The organism is Flavobacterium flevense (assembly GCF_900142775.1).
Classification (GTDB): domain Bacteria; phylum Bacteroidota; class Bacteroidia; order Flavobacteriales; family Flavobacteriaceae; genus Flavobacterium; species Flavobacterium flevense.
On the sequence record NZ_FRCC01000005.1, the window covers coordinates 269,793 to 290,103 of the forward strand.

General features: G+C 33.3%; 18 protein-coding genes and 1 other RNA gene. 9 read left to right on the plus strand and 10 right to left on the minus strand.

Features of this window, described 5'->3' with window-relative positions; translation table 11 throughout:
* Positions 1 to 68 precede the first annotated feature (68 nt).
* The 4 genes from BUB89_RS10685 to BUB89_RS10700 all read right to left on the minus strand — a co-directional run bounded on the left by BUB89_RS10685 (position 69) and on the right by BUB89_RS10700 (position 4,129).
* A complete protein-coding gene (locus BUB89_RS10685) occupies positions 69 to 770 on the minus strand; it encodes an alpha/beta hydrolase (protein WP_234982625.1) in 702 nt (233 codons plus the stop codon).
* A 189-nt stretch (positions 771 to 959) separates the two neighbouring features.
* Complete coding sequence (locus BUB89_RS10690) at positions 960 to 2,414, minus strand: alanine/glycine:cation symporter family protein (protein WP_073244953.1); 1,455 nt, start codon at positions 2,412 to 2,414, stop codon at positions 960 to 962.
* A gap of 161 nt (positions 2,415 to 2,575) precedes the next feature.
* Entirely contained in the window at positions 2,576 to 3,751 is a 1,176-nt protein-coding gene (locus BUB89_RS10695) for a GlmU family protein (protein WP_073244875.1), read from the minus strand.
* 126 nt (positions 3,752 to 3,877) lie between these two features.
* Positions 3,878 to 4,129, minus strand: a complete 252-nt coding sequence (locus BUB89_RS10700; RefSeq protein WP_035662670.1) for a type B 50S ribosomal protein L31 — start codon at positions 4,127 to 4,129, stop codon at positions 3,878 to 3,880.
* A 239-nt stretch (positions 4,130 to 4,368) separates the two neighbouring features.
* On the opposite strand from BUB89_RS10700, the gene BUB89_RS10705 reads away from it, so the two are divergent.
* From BUB89_RS10705 to BUB89_RS10725, 5 genes are all read left to right on the plus strand, one after another.
* A complete protein-coding gene (locus tag BUB89_RS10705) occupies positions 4,369 to 4,902 on the plus strand; it encodes a DUF4199 domain-containing protein (protein WP_073244877.1) in 534 nt (177 codons plus the stop codon).
* A gap of 6 nt (positions 4,903 to 4,908) precedes the next feature.
* On the plus strand, positions 4,909 to 5,868 hold the full coding sequence (locus BUB89_RS10710; protein WP_073244879.1) for a glycosyltransferase family 2 protein: 960 nt from the start codon (positions 4,909 to 4,911) through the stop codon (positions 5,866 to 5,868).
* Between the two features lie 142 nt (positions 5,869 to 6,010).
* Complete coding sequence (locus BUB89_RS10715; RefSeq protein ID WP_073244881.1) at positions 6,011 to 7,738, plus strand: phospho-sugar mutase; 1,728 nt, start codon at positions 6,011 to 6,013, stop codon at positions 7,736 to 7,738.
* The gene (locus BUB89_RS10720) at positions 7,738 to 9,567 is read left to right on the plus strand and encodes an ABC transporter ATP-binding protein (RefSeq protein WP_073244883.1); all 1,830 of its coding nucleotides are present in this window, start codon (positions 7,738 to 7,740) and stop codon (positions 9,565 to 9,567) included. The genes BUB89_RS10715 and BUB89_RS10720 overlap by 1 nt, the downstream gene beginning before the upstream one ends.
* A gap of 78 nt (positions 9,568 to 9,645) precedes the next feature.
* Positions 9,646 to 10,347 carry a DUF2971 domain-containing protein gene (locus tag BUB89_RS10725; protein WP_073244885.1) on the plus strand — a complete coding sequence of 234 codons (702 nt, stop codon included), beginning with the start codon at positions 9,646 to 9,648 and terminating at the stop codon, positions 10,345 to 10,347.
* Here BUB89_RS10725 and BUB89_RS10730 read toward each other — a convergent pair.
* From BUB89_RS10730 to BUB89_RS10740, 3 genes are all read right to left on the minus strand, one after another.
* Positions 10,340 to 11,059 carry a hypothetical protein gene (locus tag BUB89_RS10730; protein WP_073244887.1) on the minus strand — a complete coding sequence of 240 codons (720 nt, stop codon included), beginning with the start codon at positions 11,057 to 11,059 and terminating at the stop codon, positions 10,340 to 10,342. The two genes, BUB89_RS10725 and BUB89_RS10730, sit on opposite strands and share 8 nt — an antisense overlap.
* Positions 11,060 to 11,176: 117 nt before the next feature.
* Positions 11,177 to 13,645, minus strand: a complete 2,469-nt coding sequence (locus BUB89_RS10735) for a TonB-dependent receptor (protein WP_073244889.1) — start codon at positions 13,643 to 13,645, stop codon at positions 11,177 to 11,179.
* A gap of 12 nt (positions 13,646 to 13,657) precedes the next feature.
* The gene (locus tag BUB89_RS10740; RefSeq protein ID WP_073244891.1) at positions 13,658 to 15,352 is read right to left on the minus strand and encodes a M23 family metallopeptidase; all 1,695 of its coding nucleotides are present in this window, start codon (positions 15,350 to 15,352) and stop codon (positions 13,658 to 13,660) included.
* Between the two features lie 177 nt (positions 15,353 to 15,529).
* Here BUB89_RS10740 and BUB89_RS10745 point away from each other — a divergent pair, with 177 nt between their 5' ends.
* From BUB89_RS10745 to rny, 4 genes are all read left to right on the plus strand, one after another.
* Positions 15,530 to 15,820 carry a hypothetical protein gene (locus tag BUB89_RS10745; protein WP_073244893.1) on the plus strand — a complete coding sequence of 97 codons (291 nt, stop codon included), beginning with the start codon at positions 15,530 to 15,532 and terminating at the stop codon, positions 15,818 to 15,820.
* A gap of 8 nt (positions 15,821 to 15,828) precedes the next feature.
* Positions 15,829 to 16,116: a cell division protein ZapA gene (locus BUB89_RS10750; RefSeq protein ID WP_035660797.1), complete on the plus strand. Its 288-nt coding sequence runs from the start codon at positions 15,829 to 15,831 to the stop codon at positions 16,114 to 16,116.
* A gap of 56 nt (positions 16,117 to 16,172) precedes the next feature.
* A non-coding RNA gene (gene ssrS / locus BUB89_RS10755) (6S RNA) lies at positions 16,173 to 16,279 on the plus strand.
* A gap of 50 nt (positions 16,280 to 16,329) precedes the next feature.
* Positions 16,330 to 17,892, plus strand: a complete 1,563-nt coding sequence (rny, locus tag BUB89_RS10760) for a ribonuclease Y (protein WP_073244895.1) — start codon at positions 16,330 to 16,332, stop codon at positions 17,890 to 17,892.
* Between the two features lie 100 nt (positions 17,893 to 17,992).
* Here the strand turns inward: rny and xerD are convergent, their stop codons facing one another.
* The 3 genes from xerD to BUB89_RS10775 form a co-directional block, all read right to left on the minus strand.
* Positions 17,993 to 18,895: a site-specific tyrosine recombinase XerD gene (gene xerD, locus BUB89_RS10765; protein WP_073244897.1), complete on the minus strand. Its 903-nt coding sequence runs from the start codon at positions 18,893 to 18,895 to the stop codon at positions 17,993 to 17,995.
* Between the two features lie 78 nt (positions 18,896 to 18,973).
* Entirely contained in the window at positions 18,974 to 19,477 is a 504-nt protein-coding gene (locus BUB89_RS10770) for a hypothetical protein (protein WP_073244899.1), read from the minus strand.
* Positions 19,478 to 19,659: 182 nt separating this feature from the next.
* The gene (locus BUB89_RS10775; RefSeq protein ID WP_073244901.1) at positions 19,660 to 20,244 is read right to left on the minus strand and encodes a porin family protein; all 585 of its coding nucleotides are present in this window, start codon (positions 20,242 to 20,244) and stop codon (positions 19,660 to 19,662) included.
* Between the last annotated feature and the right edge of the window lie 67 nt (positions 20,245 to 20,311).

A 20,311-nucleotide genomic window follows, 5' to 3' on the forward strand; every position in this document is an offset into this window, starting at 1 on the left:
CCTCAATAAATTTAAAAGCGCAAAGATAGATTAATTGAAGAATTGAGCAATTTTTAATAATGTGATAATTATTCTAAAATCACTTTTAATTCTTTTTTAAAATTAAAATTTTCATTCATACCTAAATGATCCTGATTATTTAAAATAAAAACTTTATCCGTTGGCTTCAAAAGCTTTTGTAATCGAATCGAATTATCATAAGAAATAATTTGGTCTTTACTCCCGTGAAAAATATAAATTGGAGATTTTACTTTTACAATGTATTCATCAGTTTCAAATTTGAATTTCTTTAAAAAATCTGGAACAAAAGGAACTCTTCTACTTGAAAATTCAATAAAATTAAAATAAGGAGCTTGAAGAACTAGCTTTTTAGGATTTTCAATTGACGCCAAATAGGTTGCTAATCCAGTTCCGATAGAATATCCAATTATAATAACTTTATCTCTATCATACTTTGTTATCAGTTTACTATAAACAAACTTTAAATCTTGATAAATTTGATCTTGTCCTTCTATTTCCCCTTCACTTTTACCAAATCCTCTATAATCTAAAATAAAAATATCATATCCTAAATCCGTATAATTTGAAGCGATAGATCCCCAAGTATCCAGCGAACCTGCATTTCCGTGAAGATAAAACACTAATCCTTTTGGATTTGGTGTTTTGAACAACAATCCATTTAGCTTTACATTATCAAAAGAGGAAATATTCAGCTCTTCAAAATCTTGGTTAAATTCAAATTTATAATTGACAGGTAATTTATTTGCCATAAAAATCATTTCTCCTTGATTACAATAAACATACCCAATGTAAAGCAAATATATTCCTCCAAAAAGTGCAAAAAGAGATAAAAATATAAATCGAATTGTTTGCATAATTATTTATTTTATAAATCTTCGTCTATTTTGGCAATATTATAAGTCAGTAATCATAAATTTTAAATCTTACTGTTTGAACTATTACTTTTTACTCAGTGTATTCCAGATATGGGCATTGGTCACCCCTATTTCTTCCGGGATAAATACCGGATTTTTACCTGCTTTTTTCTGTTTTTCATAATCCAGCAAAGCCTTTAAAGCCGGTTTTTGCAAAAGAATAATCGCCACAATGTTAAACCATGCCATCAATCCCACACCTATATCACCAATAGCCCATGCTAAAGTTGCCTGATTTAAAGCGCCGTACATAATAATTAACATCATAACCACTTTTAAAACATAATAAAAAACAGGCGATTCCATTTTTCTGGTCAAATAAGAAATATTTGTTTCTGCAATATAATAATAAGCGATGATAGTAGTAAAAGCAAAGAAAAACAAGGCTATTGCTACAAAGTAAGATCCAAAACCCGGAAACACCGTATCCATTGCATTTTGAGTATATGCAGGACCTACAGCTACATTATTCAACCCGTGATATAAAAATTCAGATGCTCCATTTGTGCCAAAACCGGGATTCTGCACATTATACATTCCTGTAATCAAAATCATAAACCCCGTAGCCGAACACACAAACAAAGTATCAATATAAACTGAAAAAGACTGCACCAAACCTTGTTTTACAGGATGCGAAACATTAGCAGCAGCAGCAATATGTGGCGCTGTTCCCTGTCCCGCTTCGTTAGAATAAATACCTCTTTTCACACCCCATTGAATTGCCAGACCAAAAACAGCTCCAAAACCCGCTTCCATATTAAAAGCGCTTTTGAAAACCAAAGCGATCACTCCTGCTAACTGATCAAAATTAACTGCAATTATTATTAATGCTAAAATAATATAACCAATAGCCATAAAAGGAACGACATATTCCGTGAATTTTGCAATCCTTTTTACTCCTCCAAAAACAATAGCACCAAACATAATTACCATTCCCAGACCAGAAATCCAGGTATCCAAATTAAAAGCATTATTGATTCCCTCAGCAACAGAATTAGCCTGAACTCCCGGTAAAAAAACACCTGCTGACACCACTGAAACAACCGCAAACAAGATGGCAAACCATTTTACCCCTAAGCCTCTTTCTATATAAAAAGCAGGGCCTCCACGAAACTCTCCCAAATGTTTTTCCTTATATATTTGTGCCAAAGTAGCTTCAACATAAGCGGTACTGGCTCCTAAAAAAGCAACCGTCCACATCCAGAACATAGCACCCGGACCACCAAAAGCAATTGCAGTAGCCACACCAGCGATGTTTCCTGTACCCACTCTGCCTGCAAGAGACATGGCTAAGGCCTGAAAGGAAGAAACTCCGGAATCAGTACTTTCGCCATCAAATAGAAGGCGCCACATTTCTTTAATGTACCGTATTTGCAGAAAACGAGTTCGTATTGAAAAATAAAGTCCTGTACCCAAACACAAAATGATTAAGCCATTACTCCAGATGACATCATTTAACATCCCTACAAATTCTTCCATATCATTATTAAGTATTAATTTATCATCAAAAAAACAACAAAACATCCATTTATCAAACATTTTTACAATAAATAACAAAAAATAGTCTTAAAATAAAAATGCTTTGTTCACTACAAACAAAGCATTTTTAATAAAATCTACTGAATAAAAAAGGATACAGATTATTCTTTTCTCCATTTTTTAGTTACTTCAAAAACATGTTCTAAAATTGCAGTTTCTTTTTCATCAAACTCAATATTTCTTCTGCCCATTACTAATTTAGCGGTATCAAAAGCTTTCTTAGTCAGATAAGTGGTAAAACCTGCGGCACCTCCCCAAGAAAAACTAGGAACAAAATTACGAGGAAACCCAGTTCCGAAAATATTAGAACTCACTCCCACTACAGTTCCTGTATTAAACATTGTATTGATTCCGCATTTACTGTGATCACCCATCATCAAACCACAAAACTGCAAACCAGTTTTAGCAAATCCTTCGGTTTCATAACTCCACAAACGCACTTCTTCATAATTGTTTTTCAAATTTGAATTATTACTGTCTGCTCCAATATTACACCATTCGCCTAAAACCGAATTTCCTAAAAACCCTTCATGTCCTTTATTCGAATAATTAAATAACACCGAATTATTAATCTCTCCTCCTACTTTAGAATACATTCCTACCGTGGTAGCGCCATAAATTTTAGCCCCCATTTTAACCACAGCACCTTCACAAAGCGCAAAAGGACCGCGAATCATGGTGCCTTCCATTATTAAAGTATCTTTCCCAATATAAATAGGACCGGTTGAAGCATTTAAAGTCACAAATTCTAACTGAGCTCCTTCTTCAATAAAAATATTCTCCGGTGCAATAACATTCACACTTTTAGGAATGGGTTGCGATTTTCTGTCTTCTGTTAAAAATTCAAAATCTTCCCGAATAGCGGCATTATTTTTAGAAAAAATATCCCAGGTATTTGTTACCGTCAGGCACTCCTCATTGTACTCAATAATTTCATAAGAATCAAAATCAACTTCTTCCTGACTGTCATTGGTAAAAAAAGCAATTACTTCTTCTCCTTTAAATATAGCCTGATTGGGTTCTAAATTCGAAACCATTTCTGCTAAAACTTCGTTAGGAAGAAAGGAAGCATTAATCATCACATTTTCTTCTAATTCCACCATTGGATATTTATCAGACAAATATTCCTCTGTGAGAGTTGTAATGGTCGAACCTAAATATTTTTCCCATTTTTGACGAATTGTTAATATTCCAATAAGAATATCAGCTACTGGACGCGTAAAAGTAAAGGGCAGCAAAGCATTACGGGCGGGTCCATCAAAAAGTATATAATTCATAAAGTTGTCAATTTATTAATTGTATTTTTTTCTAAATACGATCCAAAGTTACAAAGTTTTCAAATAGATAAAAATAAAAAAGCCTCCCGAAAAGGAAGGCTTAGTTTATTTAGAAACAAATTAAAATTATTTAATATGTTTAGCATATTTAGTTTTGAATTTATCAATACGTCCTGCAGTATCGATAAGTTTGCTTTTTCCAGTGTAAAAAGGGTGAGAAGTTCTGGAGATCTCCATTTTTACAACTGGGTATTCAACACCATCAACTGTAATTGTCTCTTTAGTATCTGCAGTAGATTTAGTAATAAAAACGTCGTCATTTGACATGTCTTTAAAAGCAACTAATCTGTAATTTTCCGGGTGTACACCTTTTTTCATCTTGAATCTTTTTTATTTGTTTGGCTATAACTTAATTTTGAAGCTTTTCCTTTAACAGAAAAGGTATAAACTAATTATAACTTTTTATTTTATATTAATTTTGAGGATGCAAAAATACAATTATTTTTCAATAAACAAATGTTTATTTCTTTTTTTTATATAAATACCTAAAAACAGTTTTTTACTCATCAATATACAGGGAATTACTATATTTGTTGCTTAATTAAAAGCTTTTTAAAATGATTCATGAAACTATCAAAAAAAATGGAGTTACTTTTGGAATTATCACCGGATTAACTACTGTTTTAATTACTGCTTTAATTTACTCTATTGATTTAAATTTATTTACCTCAGCCTGGGTTGGCGTTTCTAATTTAGCTATATATCTTATCATTGCCATTGTACTATTAAGTAAGACAAAAAAAGAATTTCCGGGTCCTTTTACTTTTAAAGATGCATTTACCACTTATTTTATTTCGGCTTTAATAGGAATTGCAATATCAGTTGTTTTCAACATTATACTATTCAATTTTGTTGATCCCGCTGCCAAAGATACTATTAAAGAACTCACTGTTAAATACATGATTTCTGCAATGGAGAAGTTTAACGCTCCTGCTGCAACCATTAATAAAGCCGTTGCTGATTTAAAGGAAAACGATCAGTTTTCAATTGCAGGATTATTAAAAGGCTCCTTATCAAATATTGTTTTCTGCACCATTTTTGGTTTAATTATGGCTGCTTTCTTTAAAAGCAAACCCTCATCACAAGAATAAAAATCGATGAATCTATCTATATTAATTCCCCTTCTTAACGAAGAAGAATCCCTTAAGGAACTTTACACCTGGATTATAAAAGTAATGCAAGAACACCATTATTCCTACGAAATTATATTTCTGGATGATGGAAGCTCTGATAAATCATGGTCTATTATCCAAGGATTTGCAGCCCAGAACACTCATGTTAAAGGGATTCGGTTCATGAAAAATTTTGGAAAATCACAGGCTTTACATGCTGGTTTTGCTAAGGCTCAAGGCGATGTAATCATCACCATGGATGCTGACTTACAAGACAGCCCTGAAGAAATTCCGGGATTGTACCAGATGATTACCAATGAAAATTTTGATTTGGTATCCGGATGGAAAAAGAAACGGTACGATTCAGTAGTAGCTAAAAACCTTCCTTCAAAATTATTCAATTGGGCTGCCCGAAAAACTTCGGGAGTAGAACTGAATGATTTTAATTGCGGATTAAAAGCTTATCGCAATATTGTAGTAAAAAACATTGAAGTTTCGGGTGAAATGCACCGTTACATTCCGGTTTTGGCAAAAAATGCCGGTTTTGGAAAAATTGGTGAAAAAGTGGTACAACACCAGGCCAGAAAATATGGAGAAACTAAGTTTGGAATGGAACGTTTTATCAACGGTTTTCTGGATTTAATTACCATTTGGTTCTTATCCCGATTTGGAAAAAGACCTATGCACTTATTTGGAGCCATTGGTTCACTGATGTTCATTATTGGATTTTTATCAACCGCCTATATTGGAATTTCTAAACTATACAATATGTACAATAATATGCCGTATAATTTAGTGACTAACAACCCTTGGTTTTTCATTGCTTTAACCACGATGATCTTAGGAACACAATTATTTTTAGCCGGTTTTCTGGGTGAAATTATTTTACGAACGAAGAACAATGAAGAGCGATATAAAATTTCAAATGAAATAAATTTTTTCTAAATTAATTTTCATTCTTTAAGCCAATAAAATCCATATTATTTACTATATTTCGAAATAGCTTAGTTGTTTAAAAAAATGCATATCAAAAACTAAAAACAACATCAACAAAATATAAAAACTATAACCGTAAAACGTTACAAAAATGGAAATTAAACAAAACATTTTAGACGCAGTTAGTGAATGGCAAAGCCCAGTATTTGACACCACAACTCAGGAAGCTCTTAATAAATTAATAGCGGATTCTCCTAAAGAACTTGAAGAAAGCTTTTACAAAAACCTGGAATTTGGAACGGGTGGAATGCGTGGGATTATGGGAGTTGGGAACAACCGAATTAATAAATACACACTGGGAAAAAGCACACAGGGACTTTCTAATTACCTTCATTCTGTTTTTCCTGATCAGCCTATCAAAGCTGTTATTGCTTTTGATTGCCGCCACAACAGTAAATCATTAGCAAAAGTTGTTGCTGATGTTTTCTCGGCTAATGGAATTCAGGTTTACTTGTTTTCTGATTTAAGACCTACACCGGAATTGTCTTTTGCTTTAAGATATTTAGGTTGCCAATGCGGAATTGTACTTACCGCTTCCCACAATCCACCGGAATACAACGGTTATAAAGTGTACTGGGAAGATGGTGGTCAAATTGTTCCTCCGGAAGATGCAGCCATTATAAATGCTATCGAAAAATTAAATTACAGCGAAATCAAATTTGATGCTAACGAAGATTTGATCGAATATATTGATCAGGAAGTAGATCAGGCTTTTATAAAATCAACTATTGAAAATGCCAGTTTTAATACTCCTGCTGAAGCAAAAGACAATCTGAATATTGTTTTTACTTCACTGCACGGAACTTCAATTACAGCAGTTCCTGAAACTTTTGCGCAAGCAGGCTACAAAAACGTACATATTGTTGAAGAACAAGCAGTTCCAAACGGAGATTTCCCAACTGTAAAATCACCAAATCCTGAAGAACCGGAAGCCTTGACTTTAGCCTTGGCTTTAGCCGATAAAACTAATGCTGATATCGTTATTGGTACTGATCCTGACTGTGACCGTTTAGGAATTGCCGTGAGAAACAACGAAGGAAAAATGACTTTGTTAAACGGAAACCAAACCATGATTTTGATGACTGCTTTTCTATTAGAAAAATGGAAAAAAGCAGGTAAAATCAACGGAAAACAATTTGTAGGCTCCACCATTGTTTCTACTCCTATGATTATGGAATTAGCTTCGGCTTATGGTGTAGGATTTAAAGTAGGTTTAACCGGCTTTAAATGGATTGCCAAAATGATTAAGGATTTCCCGGAACTGGAATTCATTGGTGGTGGTGAAGAAAGCTTTGGATATATGGTAGGTGATGCCGTTCGCGATAAAGATGCTGTTGCTGCCACACTGTTAATTTGTGAAATTGCAGCTCAGGCTAAAGCCAATGGAAGCACTGTTTACAAAGAACTACTGCAATTATACGTGGAACACGGATTATACAAAGAATACCTGGTTTCCTTAACTAAAAAAGGAATGGAAGGCTTACAGGAAATCAACCAGATGATGATTGACCTGAGAGAAAACCCACTAAAAGAAATCAACGGACAACGTGTAGTAATGGTTGAAGATTACCAATCATCAGTGGCTAAAAATTTATTAGACGGAGAAGAATCTCCAATTGATATGCCTAAATCTAATGTATTGATTTATTATACGGAAGACGGTTCTAAAATTTGCGCCAGACCAAGTGGAACGGAGCCTAAAATTAAATTCTACATTAGTGTTAACACGGAATTAGATGCTGTAGAAAACTTTAACGAAGTAGAAACTTATTTAGATCAAAAAATTGCTTCCATAATCTCAGAAATGCAATTAAAATAATGGATGTTAACATAAAAAAGCTAATTCCTTTTGTTTCAAATTATAAAAAACACATTTATTTAAATGTGTTTTTTAATATATTCTACGCATTGTTTTCTACTTTGCTGATGGTATCTATGATTCCTACCCTAAATGTACTTTTTGGGATTGATGAAAAAATATATACAGCACCCAAATACGAAGGAATTGGAAATATAAAAAACTACACTGGGGATTTCCTGAATTACAAAATGACAACGCTTACAGATGTTTATGGTTTTAAAATCATGTTGTTATTTGTTATTTCAATTATTATTGTAACTGCTTTATTAAAAAACATCAGTAATTACTTTGCATCTTATCACGTCACCCGTTTGAGAACAGGTGTTCTTAGAGATTTAAGAAAAAAATTATATTTAAAAATCATTAATTTACCGGTATCCTACTATTCTGAAAAAAGAAAAGGAGACGTAATGGCTCGTATGTTAGGGGATATAAATGATGTTCAAAATTCTTTTTTTCAGGTTTTAGAATTGGTTGTCAGAGAACCCCTGACTATCATTTTTTCAATAGTAACCATGTTTATTATAAGCCCGAAACTCTCTCTTTTTGTTTTAGTATTTATTCCGGTGGCCGGAATTATCATTTCAAGGATTGGAAAAAATCTAAAATCTAAATCGATAAAAGCACAGAATGAAAACGGTATTTTTATTTCTATTTTAGATGAAACCCTGGGCGGATTAAAAGTAGTAAAAGGATACAATGCTGAGGAATCTTTTATTGACAAATTCAACAGTTCGATTAATCGTCTTTTACATCTTTCTAACAGCATTGGAAACAAAAACAATTTAGCTTCTCCAATGAGTGAGTTCCTGGGTATTGTTACTATTGCAGTCTTATTATGGTTTGGAGCCCAGCTTGTAGTTGAAGACCAATCTATTACTTCGGCAACTTTTATTACTTATATAGCACTTGCATACACTATTTTAACTCCTGCAAAAGCAGTTTCTAAAGCTTCTTATCAGGTCAAATCAGGGTTAGCCGCTGCAGAAAGAGTTTTCACTTTAATGGATCAGGAGAATCCTATCGTTGATAAACCCAATGCTGTTGACAAAGAAACTTTTACTACTTCTATTCGATTAGAAAACATCAATTTTAGATATAAAAAAGAAAATGTCCTTGATAATTTCACATTAGAAATACCTAAAGGAAAAACAATTGCACTGGTAGGACAATCCGGTTCCGGAAAAAGTACCATTGCCAATTTATTAACCCGTTTTTACGATGTCAATGAAGGTAAAATAACGATGGATGGGCTGGATATTAAAGATATTAAACTAAAATCACTTCGCGGTTTAATGGGATTAGTGACTCAGGATTCTATCTTATTTAATGATACCATCAAAGCCAATATTGCTTTAGGAAAACCAGATGCCACAGACGAAGAGGTTATTGAAGCTTTAAAAATTGCCAATGCCTACGAGTTTGTAAAAGATTTACCCGAGGGAATCCACTCTAATGTAGGCGATAGCGGAAACAAACTTTCTGGCGGACAAAAACAACGTTTGTCTATTGCAAGAGCTGTTTTGAAAAATCCTCCGATTATGATTCTAGACGAAGCTACTTCGGCATTAGATACTGAAAGCGAAAAATTTGTACAGGTCGCACTGGAAAACATGATGCAAAACAGAACTTCCATTGTTATTGCACACCGTCTTTCTACCATTCAAAAAGCAAATAGCATTATTGTAATGCAAAAAGGTAAAATTGTGGAACAAGGTACACATGAAGAACTAATTGCATTAAATGGCACTTACAACAAACTAGTCATGATGCAATCATTTGAATAATAATTATAATTTAACATCATTACATTTTAGATTACAAAACGAATAATACCTTTATAGTACTAAAATTAAATCTAAAAAATGTACCACAATAATTTAAATATCACGCTTCCGGAAGACCCAGACACTGTGGTTTGGAAATATTTAGATTTGTCAAAATTTCTGGATTTATTGCTTTCTAAAAAACTATTCATGTCTCGTTCTGACAAATTTGAGGATCAGTACGAAGGCACTTTTAGCGAGCCTACTTATGAAGAAATTAAAAAACTAGCGATTGATAATCCCGGTTTTATCAATAATTATAAAATTCACAGGGAAAAAGTAGCCATCAGCAGCTGGCATATCAATGAATACGAATCATTTGCTATGTGGCAAATATTTACGCAAAATAGTGAAGGACTTGCTATTCAGTCTACTATTGGCCGATTACAAAAGGCGTTAAATCCGGAGAACAATTTTAAACAATATATAGGCGAGGTAAAATATATTGACTATAAAAAAGAATACATTCCTTTTGATGATTTCTTTTTTCCCTTTTTGTTCAAGAGAAAAAGTTTTCAATACGAGCGCGAAGTACGAATTATAAGCGACGTTACTGACAGCAAAATCACATTAAATGATGGATTAAAAATAAATGTAGACATCAGTCAACTGATTGAAAAAATCTACATCCATCCCAAATCAGAAAACTGGTATAAGAATCTTGTAATTCAATTAGTAAAAGAATTAGGTTTTGATTTTAAAATTGAAAAATCCGATTTAGAAAGTGATATCCTTATATAGGATCATAACTTTTTGCTTCCCAATTAGCATCTAAAAGATTGATGTAGTTGTAATGCACGACATCATTTTTATCAAACTGACCGTTTTTATTAGTATCCTCAACGGTTCTGTAATACAAACGATTTTTTGACTCAATCAGACTCCAGTCAATTAACTCTTCAAAATTAGCAGAAATCTTTATAAACCTTTCTCCGCTAATATCGCTTAAATAAAGAGCTTTGATATCACTGGTATCTAATTTACCATCTCTGTTGGTATCCAGATCATACATAGTATACACTAAAATCTGATTATTCGTCTTATCAGCAATTCCTTTTAAATAAGTAGCAGTCAAAATCAAAGCCGGCTTATCTGTTAACGCCTTGATTGAATCAGAATCTATTTTTTGAAATTTTAAATTTTGCAAATACCCCGTAACTTCTTCGTCTCCCAGATTAGAAATAGTAAAACTTAAATCAATTACGCTTGACGAACCGTATCTGGCTTTAGTCCCCCGCTCATAAACTCTTAAATCTCCCACCGGATGAATTAAATAGTGCGTTCCTTCCATTTGAATCGGCAAATCAGCAATCGAAATCTGACTGGAATCTACCTTAGCAACAGATTTATCATTAGTAGAATTATATATCACTTTTGGTTTTTCTACTTCTTTTTTACAACTTACTAAAAGTAAAACTGCAATATTCATTAAGGCTATAGACACTGTTTTCATACGAATGCGATATTTAAATATTTTCAAATGTAATGATTTTTAAAAACGGTTTTGATTTTTTAAACTTAATTTATGACTTAATCTTATGAAATTAAAACTCCAAAAAGGAACTGTTTATTACAATTTAGCATTCAACTTCACATTAAAGATTCTTGTAGTCATATAATTAGGAACAGCATATTCATTTTTCGAATACACATCCCGTACCCATGTATTGGTAATAGCATTTTGATTGTTAAACAAATTAAATATTTCCAGACCAATGGCCAGTTCTTTAAAATTCTCTAACCAGCTTTTTTTTATTTTTTTCGAATTGGCATCAATCAACACCTTCGAAAAACCAACATCAACCCTACGATAGTCATTTAACCTGTTTTGATAACTATAGGCATCTGCATAAGATGGAGATCCTCCGGGCAAACCGGTATTGTAAACTAAATTTAAATACAATTTCATACCCGGAATAGCAGGCATGTAATCCTGAAACAAAATCCCAAATTTCAGTCTTTGATCCGTAGGTCTTGCAATAAATCCTCTGTCAGCACTATTTTCTTCTGTTTTAAGATACCCAAAACTAACCCAGGATTCTGTTCCCGGAACAAATTCTCCATTCAGTCGCAAGTCGAGCCCTTGTGCAAAAGCTTTGGCATTATTAGTAGCAGCATAACGGATTCTGACATTCTCAATAGTGTACGTATTGACATCACTAAGTGCTTTATAATACAATTCGGAAACCAGTTTAAAAGGACGTTGCCACATTTTAAAATTATAATCGCTCCCTAAAACTATTTGCACTGACTGCTGTGCTTTTACATTCTCCTGAACAGCTCCGCTTGCATCTCTTAATTCTCTGTAAAATGGTGGCTGATAATAATAACCACCCGAAATTCTAAAAATCATATCTTTCTCCCAATCCGGTTTTAGTGCCAATTGTGCTCTGGGGCTAAAAACGGTTTGTGAATTCCCCGAAGAATTCGTTCCGGAAACACTCCAATTTTGCATTCTGATTCCCGCTGTGTACCAAAGTTGTGCTTTTTCTAAATTCGATTTTGCATTCCACTGCACATAAGCTGAAAACCGATTAATGGTGTTATAATTAGTAGCAAAAACACTTCGATATGGAGCTAAAGGTCCTGTATAAGAGACCCCCGGCTGGTCATCGCGGGAAAAGTCAAGAATAGGCGGATTAATTGAAAATCCTGCCGAATCAATTACTTCCCACTCTGCTACCCTGTCCCTTATGGATTCACGGGTGTATTTGGCTCCAAATTCTAAATCATTTTCTTTCCAGTTATAAAATCCTTTTACTTCAGCATTTACAATTAAAGCATCCAGATCGTTTCGTGCATGATTCAATTGAGTGCCAATTCCGTTTGTATAAGAAACATCTTCATAGGTTTCTGTTCCAATAGTAGTTTCGTTTTCCCCTAAACGATATTGTGCCAGAATATCAAAATATTCTTGTTCCAAAGTATGAAAAACAGAAGTAATGAACTTGAATTTTAATTTATCAGAAAGCTGATAAGTACTTTTTAAAGCGCCAAAATAGGTCTTGTATTTATCCCTTTCCTGTCCGTCATAAAACACGGTTAGTACCATCGGTTTATCAATGGTGCCAAATCTGGTTTTTCGTATTAAAGGCTGATAATCATATTTGTTTTGCGAAATAGTACCTAAAAAACTCCACTGCCATTTGGCGGAAGCCTTATAATTCACATTCGTCTGAACATCTACAAAAGAAGGTGTATAATTAGTTTCTGTATCCTGACTATTAACAAAAAGACTATTATTCCTGTAACGAACTCCGGTAACCGAACTCCATTTTTTATTTTTTGAAACCGCATCAACAGCAAGGCTTCCGCCAAGTAAACTCACCTCCATAGCTGCCGCAAATTGAGTAGGATTACGGTAAGTGATATCTAAAACAGAAGATAGTTTATCACCATATTTAGCCTGAAATCCTCCAGCCGAAAAACTAACATTCTGAACCAGATCCGTATTGGTAAAACTCAAACCTTCCTGTTGACCGGAACGAATTAAAAAGGGACGGTAAATTTCAATTTCATTCACATAAACTAAATTCTCATCATAATTTCCACCTCTTACTGAATATTGAGTACTCAATTCATTATTAGAATTCACCCCAGCCAAGGTTTTCAAAACATTTTCTATTCCGGCATTAGCTCCGGGGATTTTCTGTATCATAGCCGCCGGGATAGTGGTAATTCCTTCTATCTGACTCTTGTTGTCTCTGGATACCACAATCTCACCTATTTGCTCCTCATTTTCCTTCATTATCAAATTCAATTCGTAATCTGAAGTACTTTTTAACAGCAGAGAAATGGTCGTTTTTTTATAGGTTACATGGCTAAATAATAAATTTATTTTTTTATTTACAGGAACTTTAATCACATAATTCCCTTTAGCATTAGACTGGGTTGTATGTCCTGAAAATGAAATATTCGCATTATTCACAGGTCTGTTTTCGGTATCAAGTAGTGTCCCTCTTACTCTGACCAGTTGTGCCAAAGAAGAAAAACTAATCAAAAAAACAATAAAAACGTAGCTTAGTTTACTTATATTCAAAGTAGGACAGTATTATTTTTGACTTCTAAAAAAACGAGTCTCAAAAGTAGTTGAATTTCCCACCTGATCGGTTACGACAACTTTTAAATCATTAGCACCTTCTGCTACCAATGCATCCTCAAAATAATGAGTTATTTTTCGGGTTTTAGTATCATATTCGAATAAAATCCAATTGCCGTTTAAATACCCATTATAGGTTTTTATTCCTGATCCGGTATCGCTAATCGTGAGCTGAATCTTTTTTTCATTACTCAACCAGCGACCTTCTATAGATTTAGCAATTGCAATTGTAGGTTTGCTCGTATCTATTCCCAAGGTATATTTCCCTAAAGATCGCACTCTGGCAGTATAAACACTCCCTTTTACTACAGTTGAATTATAGCCTAATTTTCCATTGGAACTTACATCAGCAATATATACTTTACTTTTTTGCTCTTCGGTATATTTATCATTTTCTATAGCAATCTCAAAACTGGAATGCACCGGAACCGAATCATCATGAAGTGTTAAAACGTTTCCGTTAACTGCAAAATTCATTGCAAAATCCTCATAAAAAGTCTTTGCCGGAAAAGTAACTGTGATATTATCTTTAGAAAAAATATTATCCGTTTTAGCTTTTACAAAATAATTAGATCGAATTGCTTCCTCTTCTATTACCGGGCTGGAGGAATCAAAACCAATCGGAATATTAATAGTCGTTGTATTTCCAAAAAAATCACCGACCTCTATGCGATATACTAAATTAATATTAGGCGATACCTTTACAATTCCATTATCAGCATCTGTATTAATGATGCTCAAATTAAATGGATTCGTCATAAACAACTTCTGAACTCTTTGATAGGATTTTCTATAACGGGAATAATCAATCAACGCATTGATGTAACGCATTTCATCAAAAGAATAAGTATCAAATTGATAACCAAAAACAGCTTTTCCATTCAGATAAGACTGTACTTTATAGACTCCGTTTTTATTGAAGGAATTGTTGTCATAATCATCTGCTGTGATTCCGAAACCAATTTTCCCATTCGACAAAACTTTACTGGCCAGATAAGTTCCGTCTTTTTGTAAATTGACATTCAGCAACAAAGGACGTTTGGACTTATTAACGGTCGCTCCACCTACAGGATAAACATACAGCGCTGAAATTATAGGTTTTTTAGTGTCTTTAAAATTTTTATCAAAGCCAAATAACATTGGGTTAATAATTTTTTCAGTTTTTGTATCCCTAAATTCAAAATGCAAATGAGGTCCCTGAGAGGAACCGGTATTTCCTGAAAGTGCAATAAGCTGTCCTTTTTTAACTACTAATTCATTCGCCTTTGGAAACATTTCAACCTCAAAAGACTGCTCTTTGTATTGTGCTTTTTTAATATAATCAGCAATGGCGCCGGTAGCATTTTGCAAATGACAATACACTGTTGTAAAACCATTAGGATGGTTGATATAAATTGCTTTTCCGTTTCCAAAAGGCGAAATTTTAATACGGGATACATAGCCATCAGCGGCAGCATGAACCTCTAAACCTTCTTTTTGTAAGGTTCTAAAATCAAAACCGGCATGAAAATGATTCGGCCTTAACTCCCCAAAATTCCCCGATAACTGCATAGGAATATCCAATGGAGCCTGAAAATAATCTTTTGGATAAGTATTTTGAGCTATAACTGCCCTAGAAATCAATAGAAAGAAAATAAATAATCTCATGCGTGTCGTTTTTGCTAAGATAAAAAAAGTAATTAGGAATGCTTTATAAAAAAAGTTTTTTTGTAACCATTTACAATACAACATTTTGATTATTATTTAATAAAAAAAGCGATAAAATATTGTAATAATAAAAACTAATACTAAATTTGTAATATTAAGTAATGAATAGGATTAATAATGAGTGTAATTGCAGAAATAATTGATACTCTTGAAAATAAAGTTGAAAAGCTTATTCTAAAATTAAAAAAGTTAGAAAAAAACAATCAGGATTTAACTATCGAATTAAATAAAGCTGCTCAGGTCATACAAACGCAATCACAGGAAATTGAAGCCTTAAAAGCACAGTATGAAACACTTAAAATTGCCAATTCATTATTAGGCAGTGACGAAAACAAAAGAGATACGAAGCTTAAAATAAATTCATTAATTCGGGAAATTGATTACTGTATCGCGCAGTTATCAGATTAGTATAAACAATGGACGAAAAGCTTAAAATTAAAATATCAATTGCAGACCGGGTTTATCCGCTAACAGTGGATCCGTCTCAGGAAGAAGGACTTAGAAGTGCTTCTAAAAAAATTGATACTATGATAAAGCAATTTGAAGAAAATTATGCTGTTCGCGACAAACAAGACGTTTTAGCTATGTGTGCTTTGCAATTTGCATCGCAAGTAGAACAAAAACAGATTGACAATGCTATTAATGGAGACGAAACCATTGATAGAATTCAGAAAATTAATGCACTTTTAGACGAAAATCTCTAAAAAAACACGTTCTTTAACAACTAAGATACTGCCTACATTAGTTCACAATTTGGTAAACTCAACACTAACAATTTAGAATGAGCGAATCATCGTTACTATAGCAAGCCAATTCAGTTTGGAAGCTTGAACAACGAGTTAGCTCAAAACTTGTCTTTACGAGTTTATACAAACAACTAATGTAGGCTTTTTTTATATATAAATTTTTAAACACACATGGACATATTAACGATTATTATTTCGGGAATTATAGGTATTGCAATAGGTTTCGGCATTGCTAAATTCATAGAAAAAAGCAACATTTCTAACCTTATCAAAAACGCTAAAAAAGAAGCCGCTTCTATCTTAAAGGATGCCAATCTGGAGGCTGAAAACATAAAGAAAGACAAAATTCTTCAGGCCAAAGAGAAATTTATCGAATTAAAATCAGAACACGAACAAGTGATACTGGCTCGTGATAAAAAAGTAGCCGAAGTAGAAAAAAGAACCAGAGACAAAGAGTCTCAAATTTCTAATGAATTATCGAAAGCTAAAAAAATAAACGACGATTTTGAGAAAAAAACAGCTGAATTTGAAGCAAAAATCGAAGTTTTAGACAAAAAACAAGCTGAAGTTGACAAACTGCATAAAAGCCAGTTGCAACAACTGGAATTAATTTCAGGATTATCTGCCGAAGAAGCTAAAGAACAATTAGTAGAAGGTTTAAAAGCCGAAGCTAAAACTAAAGCAATGTCTCATATTCAGGATACTATTGAAGAGGCAAAATTAACCGCACAACAAGAAGCCAAAAAAATAATTATCAACACTATTCAACGTGTAGGTACTGAAGAAGCGGTAGAGAACTGCGTTTCAGTATTTAACATTGAATCGGATGATGTAAAAGGTAGAATCATTGGCCGTGAAGGAAGAAACATTCGTGCTCTTGAAGCTGCAACAGGTGTTGAAATTATTGTTGACGATACTCCGGAAGCGATTATTCTTTCCTGTTTTGACCCTGTAAGAAGGGAAATTGCCCGTTTGTCTTTACACAAATTAGTAACTGACGGACGTATCCACCCGGCACGTATTGAAGAGGTAGTCGCTAAAACAGCCAAACAAATTGACGACGAAATCATCGAAGTAGGTAAACGTACGGTTATTGATTTAGGAATTCACGGTTTACACCCAGAATTAATAAAAGTAGTAGGACGCATGAAATATCGTTCTTCTTACGGACAAAACTTATTGCAACACTCCCGTGAAGTTTCTAAACTTTGTGGATTAATGGCTGCTGAATTAGGATTGAACGTTAAATTAGCTAAAAGAGCCGGTTTATTACACGATATTGGAAAAGTTCCGGATACTGAAAGTGATTTACCTCACGCCTTATTAGGAATGCAATGGGCTGAGAAATATGGTGAAAAAGAAGAAGTTTGTAATGCCATTGGTGCACACCACGACGAGATTGAAATGAAATCATTATTATCTCCGATTATTCAGGTGTGTGATGCTATCTCAGGAGCAAGACCAGGAGCAAGAAGACAGGTTTTAGATTCTTATATTCAGCGTTTAAAAGATCTTGAAGAAGTAGCTTACGGATTCAACGGAGTTAAAAATGCTTATGCCATTCAGGCAGGTAGAGAATTACGTGTGATTGTAGAAAGTGAAAAAGTTTCTGATGACAATGCAGCTACTTTATCATTTGAAATTTCTCAAAAAATCCAAACTGAAATGACTTATCCGGGTCAGGTAAAAGTGACTGTAATCAGAGAAACAAGAGCGGTGAATATTGCGAAATAATACTCACTCCAGCCCTCTCTAAGGGAGACAGAACAAAATCCAAATTTCAATTATCATAATTGGGATTTGGATTTTTTTTTTTTACAATCGATTATGGTATTTACTTCGTTTTCCTTGGATGAAAATTATTCATCACTTCGGTTAAAAAAGTTCTGTCCAGATGTAAATATATTTCGGTAGTAGTTATGGATTCATGCCCCAGCATCAATTGAATAGAGCGTAAATCGGCACCGTTTTCTAATAAATGTGTTGCAAAAGAATGTCTGAAAGTATGCGGACTTATTTTCTTTTTCAGACCAATTTTGGACGCCAGATTTTTTATAATAGTAAAAACCATTGCACGGGTCAACTGTCCTCCTCTTCTATTTAAAAATAACGTATCCGTAAACTCTTTTTTAACAGGGACCTCAGTCCTGACATTATTTTTATAAATAAGAATATAGTTTTGGGTCTGATTAGCAATGGGCACAAACCGTTCTTTATTTCCTTTTCCTGTTATTTTGATAAAACCTTCATCAAAAAACAAATCGGAAATTTTAAGAGCAACTAATTCTGATACCCGAAGTCCACAGCTATACAATGTTTCTAACATTGCTTTGTTCCGCTCACCTTCATTAGTACTTAAATCAATTGCTGCAATTAATGCATCTATTTCTTCAACAGCTAAGGTATCAGGTAACTTTCGTGCTGTTTTAGGAGATTCAATCAACTCCATCGGATTATCTTTTCTATAATCTTCAAAAATCAGATAACTAAAAAAGCTTTTTAATCCCGAAATGATTCGGGCTTGTGAACGCGCGTTAACCTGACTGGAAATCGTATAAATAAACTGCTGAATTGTTTCTTCGTTAATTTTTAGAGGAGAAACTTCTATATTATTATCTGAAAGAAACAAACACAATCGTTCCATATCAAAAGAATAGTTTGTAATTGTATTCTTTGATAAGCCTCTTTCTATTTTAAGATAAGACTGATAGCTTTTAATGTAGAAATCCCAGTTCATACTACAAATAAACGATATTTATACGCATAAAAAAACCTCTCCTTTTCAGAAGAGGTTTTGATTAAAAATATTTTTTTTTTACAATTTAAAGTTAACTCCTAAATTAACAGAAGAAAAAGTTGCACCATCAACTGAAATTCCTTTATAGGAAACATAGATTCCAGTAACATTCATTTGGTAACCAAACTTAGGCTGATAATAAAAACCTCCATCACTACCATTATCACTTCCTGTAAAAATAGCGTAACCTAAATCAGCACCAACAAACAAATTATTAGTCAGAGTAATTTGTCCGGTAGCAGCAATTGGAACAAATCCTGAATCCTCTGCTTTAAAACTTCCAAATCCTTCTACATCAACTGTCTTACCTAAATAATTAGAATAACCTGTAGCAATACCAACATCCAGCCCTTCAGCTACACTCCAGGTATAAGACACATCAGCACCTAAATTAACTGAACTAAAATCTTTAATGTCTCCAGTAGGCAATCCTACATGAGCTCCTAATTTGAAAGACCCACTTTGCGCATTTGCAAATCCAAAAGCAAATAGTGCTGCGGCTGTTAAAATGATTTTTTTCATAGTTTACAATTATTAAATTAGTAATTTATTAAGATAAAATTAGGAAAACACTAAAAACCAAAACTAAATCCTGTTAAAAACTTATCAACAATACTATGAACATCATTTTTAAAAAAATTGTTTTAGTACAAAAAAAGACCATTCTTTCGAATAGTCTTTTTTAAATATCTATGATAAACGGATTAGAATTTATAACCTAATGCTATAGAAAAAACGGAACCTGTCATTTTAAGCCCTTCTTCATTATTTTCTGCAATATCAGATAAACCAAAATTATATCTTAAATCAACCAATAAGTTATCTGTAAATTCATAACCTGCTCCCAAATTAAGACCAAAGTTTATTGATTTATATCCTTCTTTAATATCTTCTTTATTTCCTCCATTTACTTCACCTTTAGCAGATACTAACATACCCAATTGAGGACCTGCTTGAAGACTAAATTTTTCAACAGGGTAAAATTTAGCCATTACTGGAATATTAATATATGCCAAATTAAAAGTAACATTCGTTCCCTCCGCCTTTAACTTAGACCCTTCTGTTGAAAATAAAACTTCGGGCTGAATAGCAAACTTTTCGCTCACATTAATTTCTGCAAAACCTCCAAATTGTATTCCTAATATTGAATTAGCAGTAACAGAACTTCCTTGTGCTTCAAATTTTTGATTTGCGATATTCAAACCTGCTTTCAAACCAAATTTAGTTTCTTGTGCATTAGTCAATGCGAATGCGAATACTGCTAAGGCAGACAAAATAATTTTTTTCATTTTTAATATTTGTTAAAATTCGATAACAAACCTAATTTTTTTAACACAAATAATCTAATTTCATGTT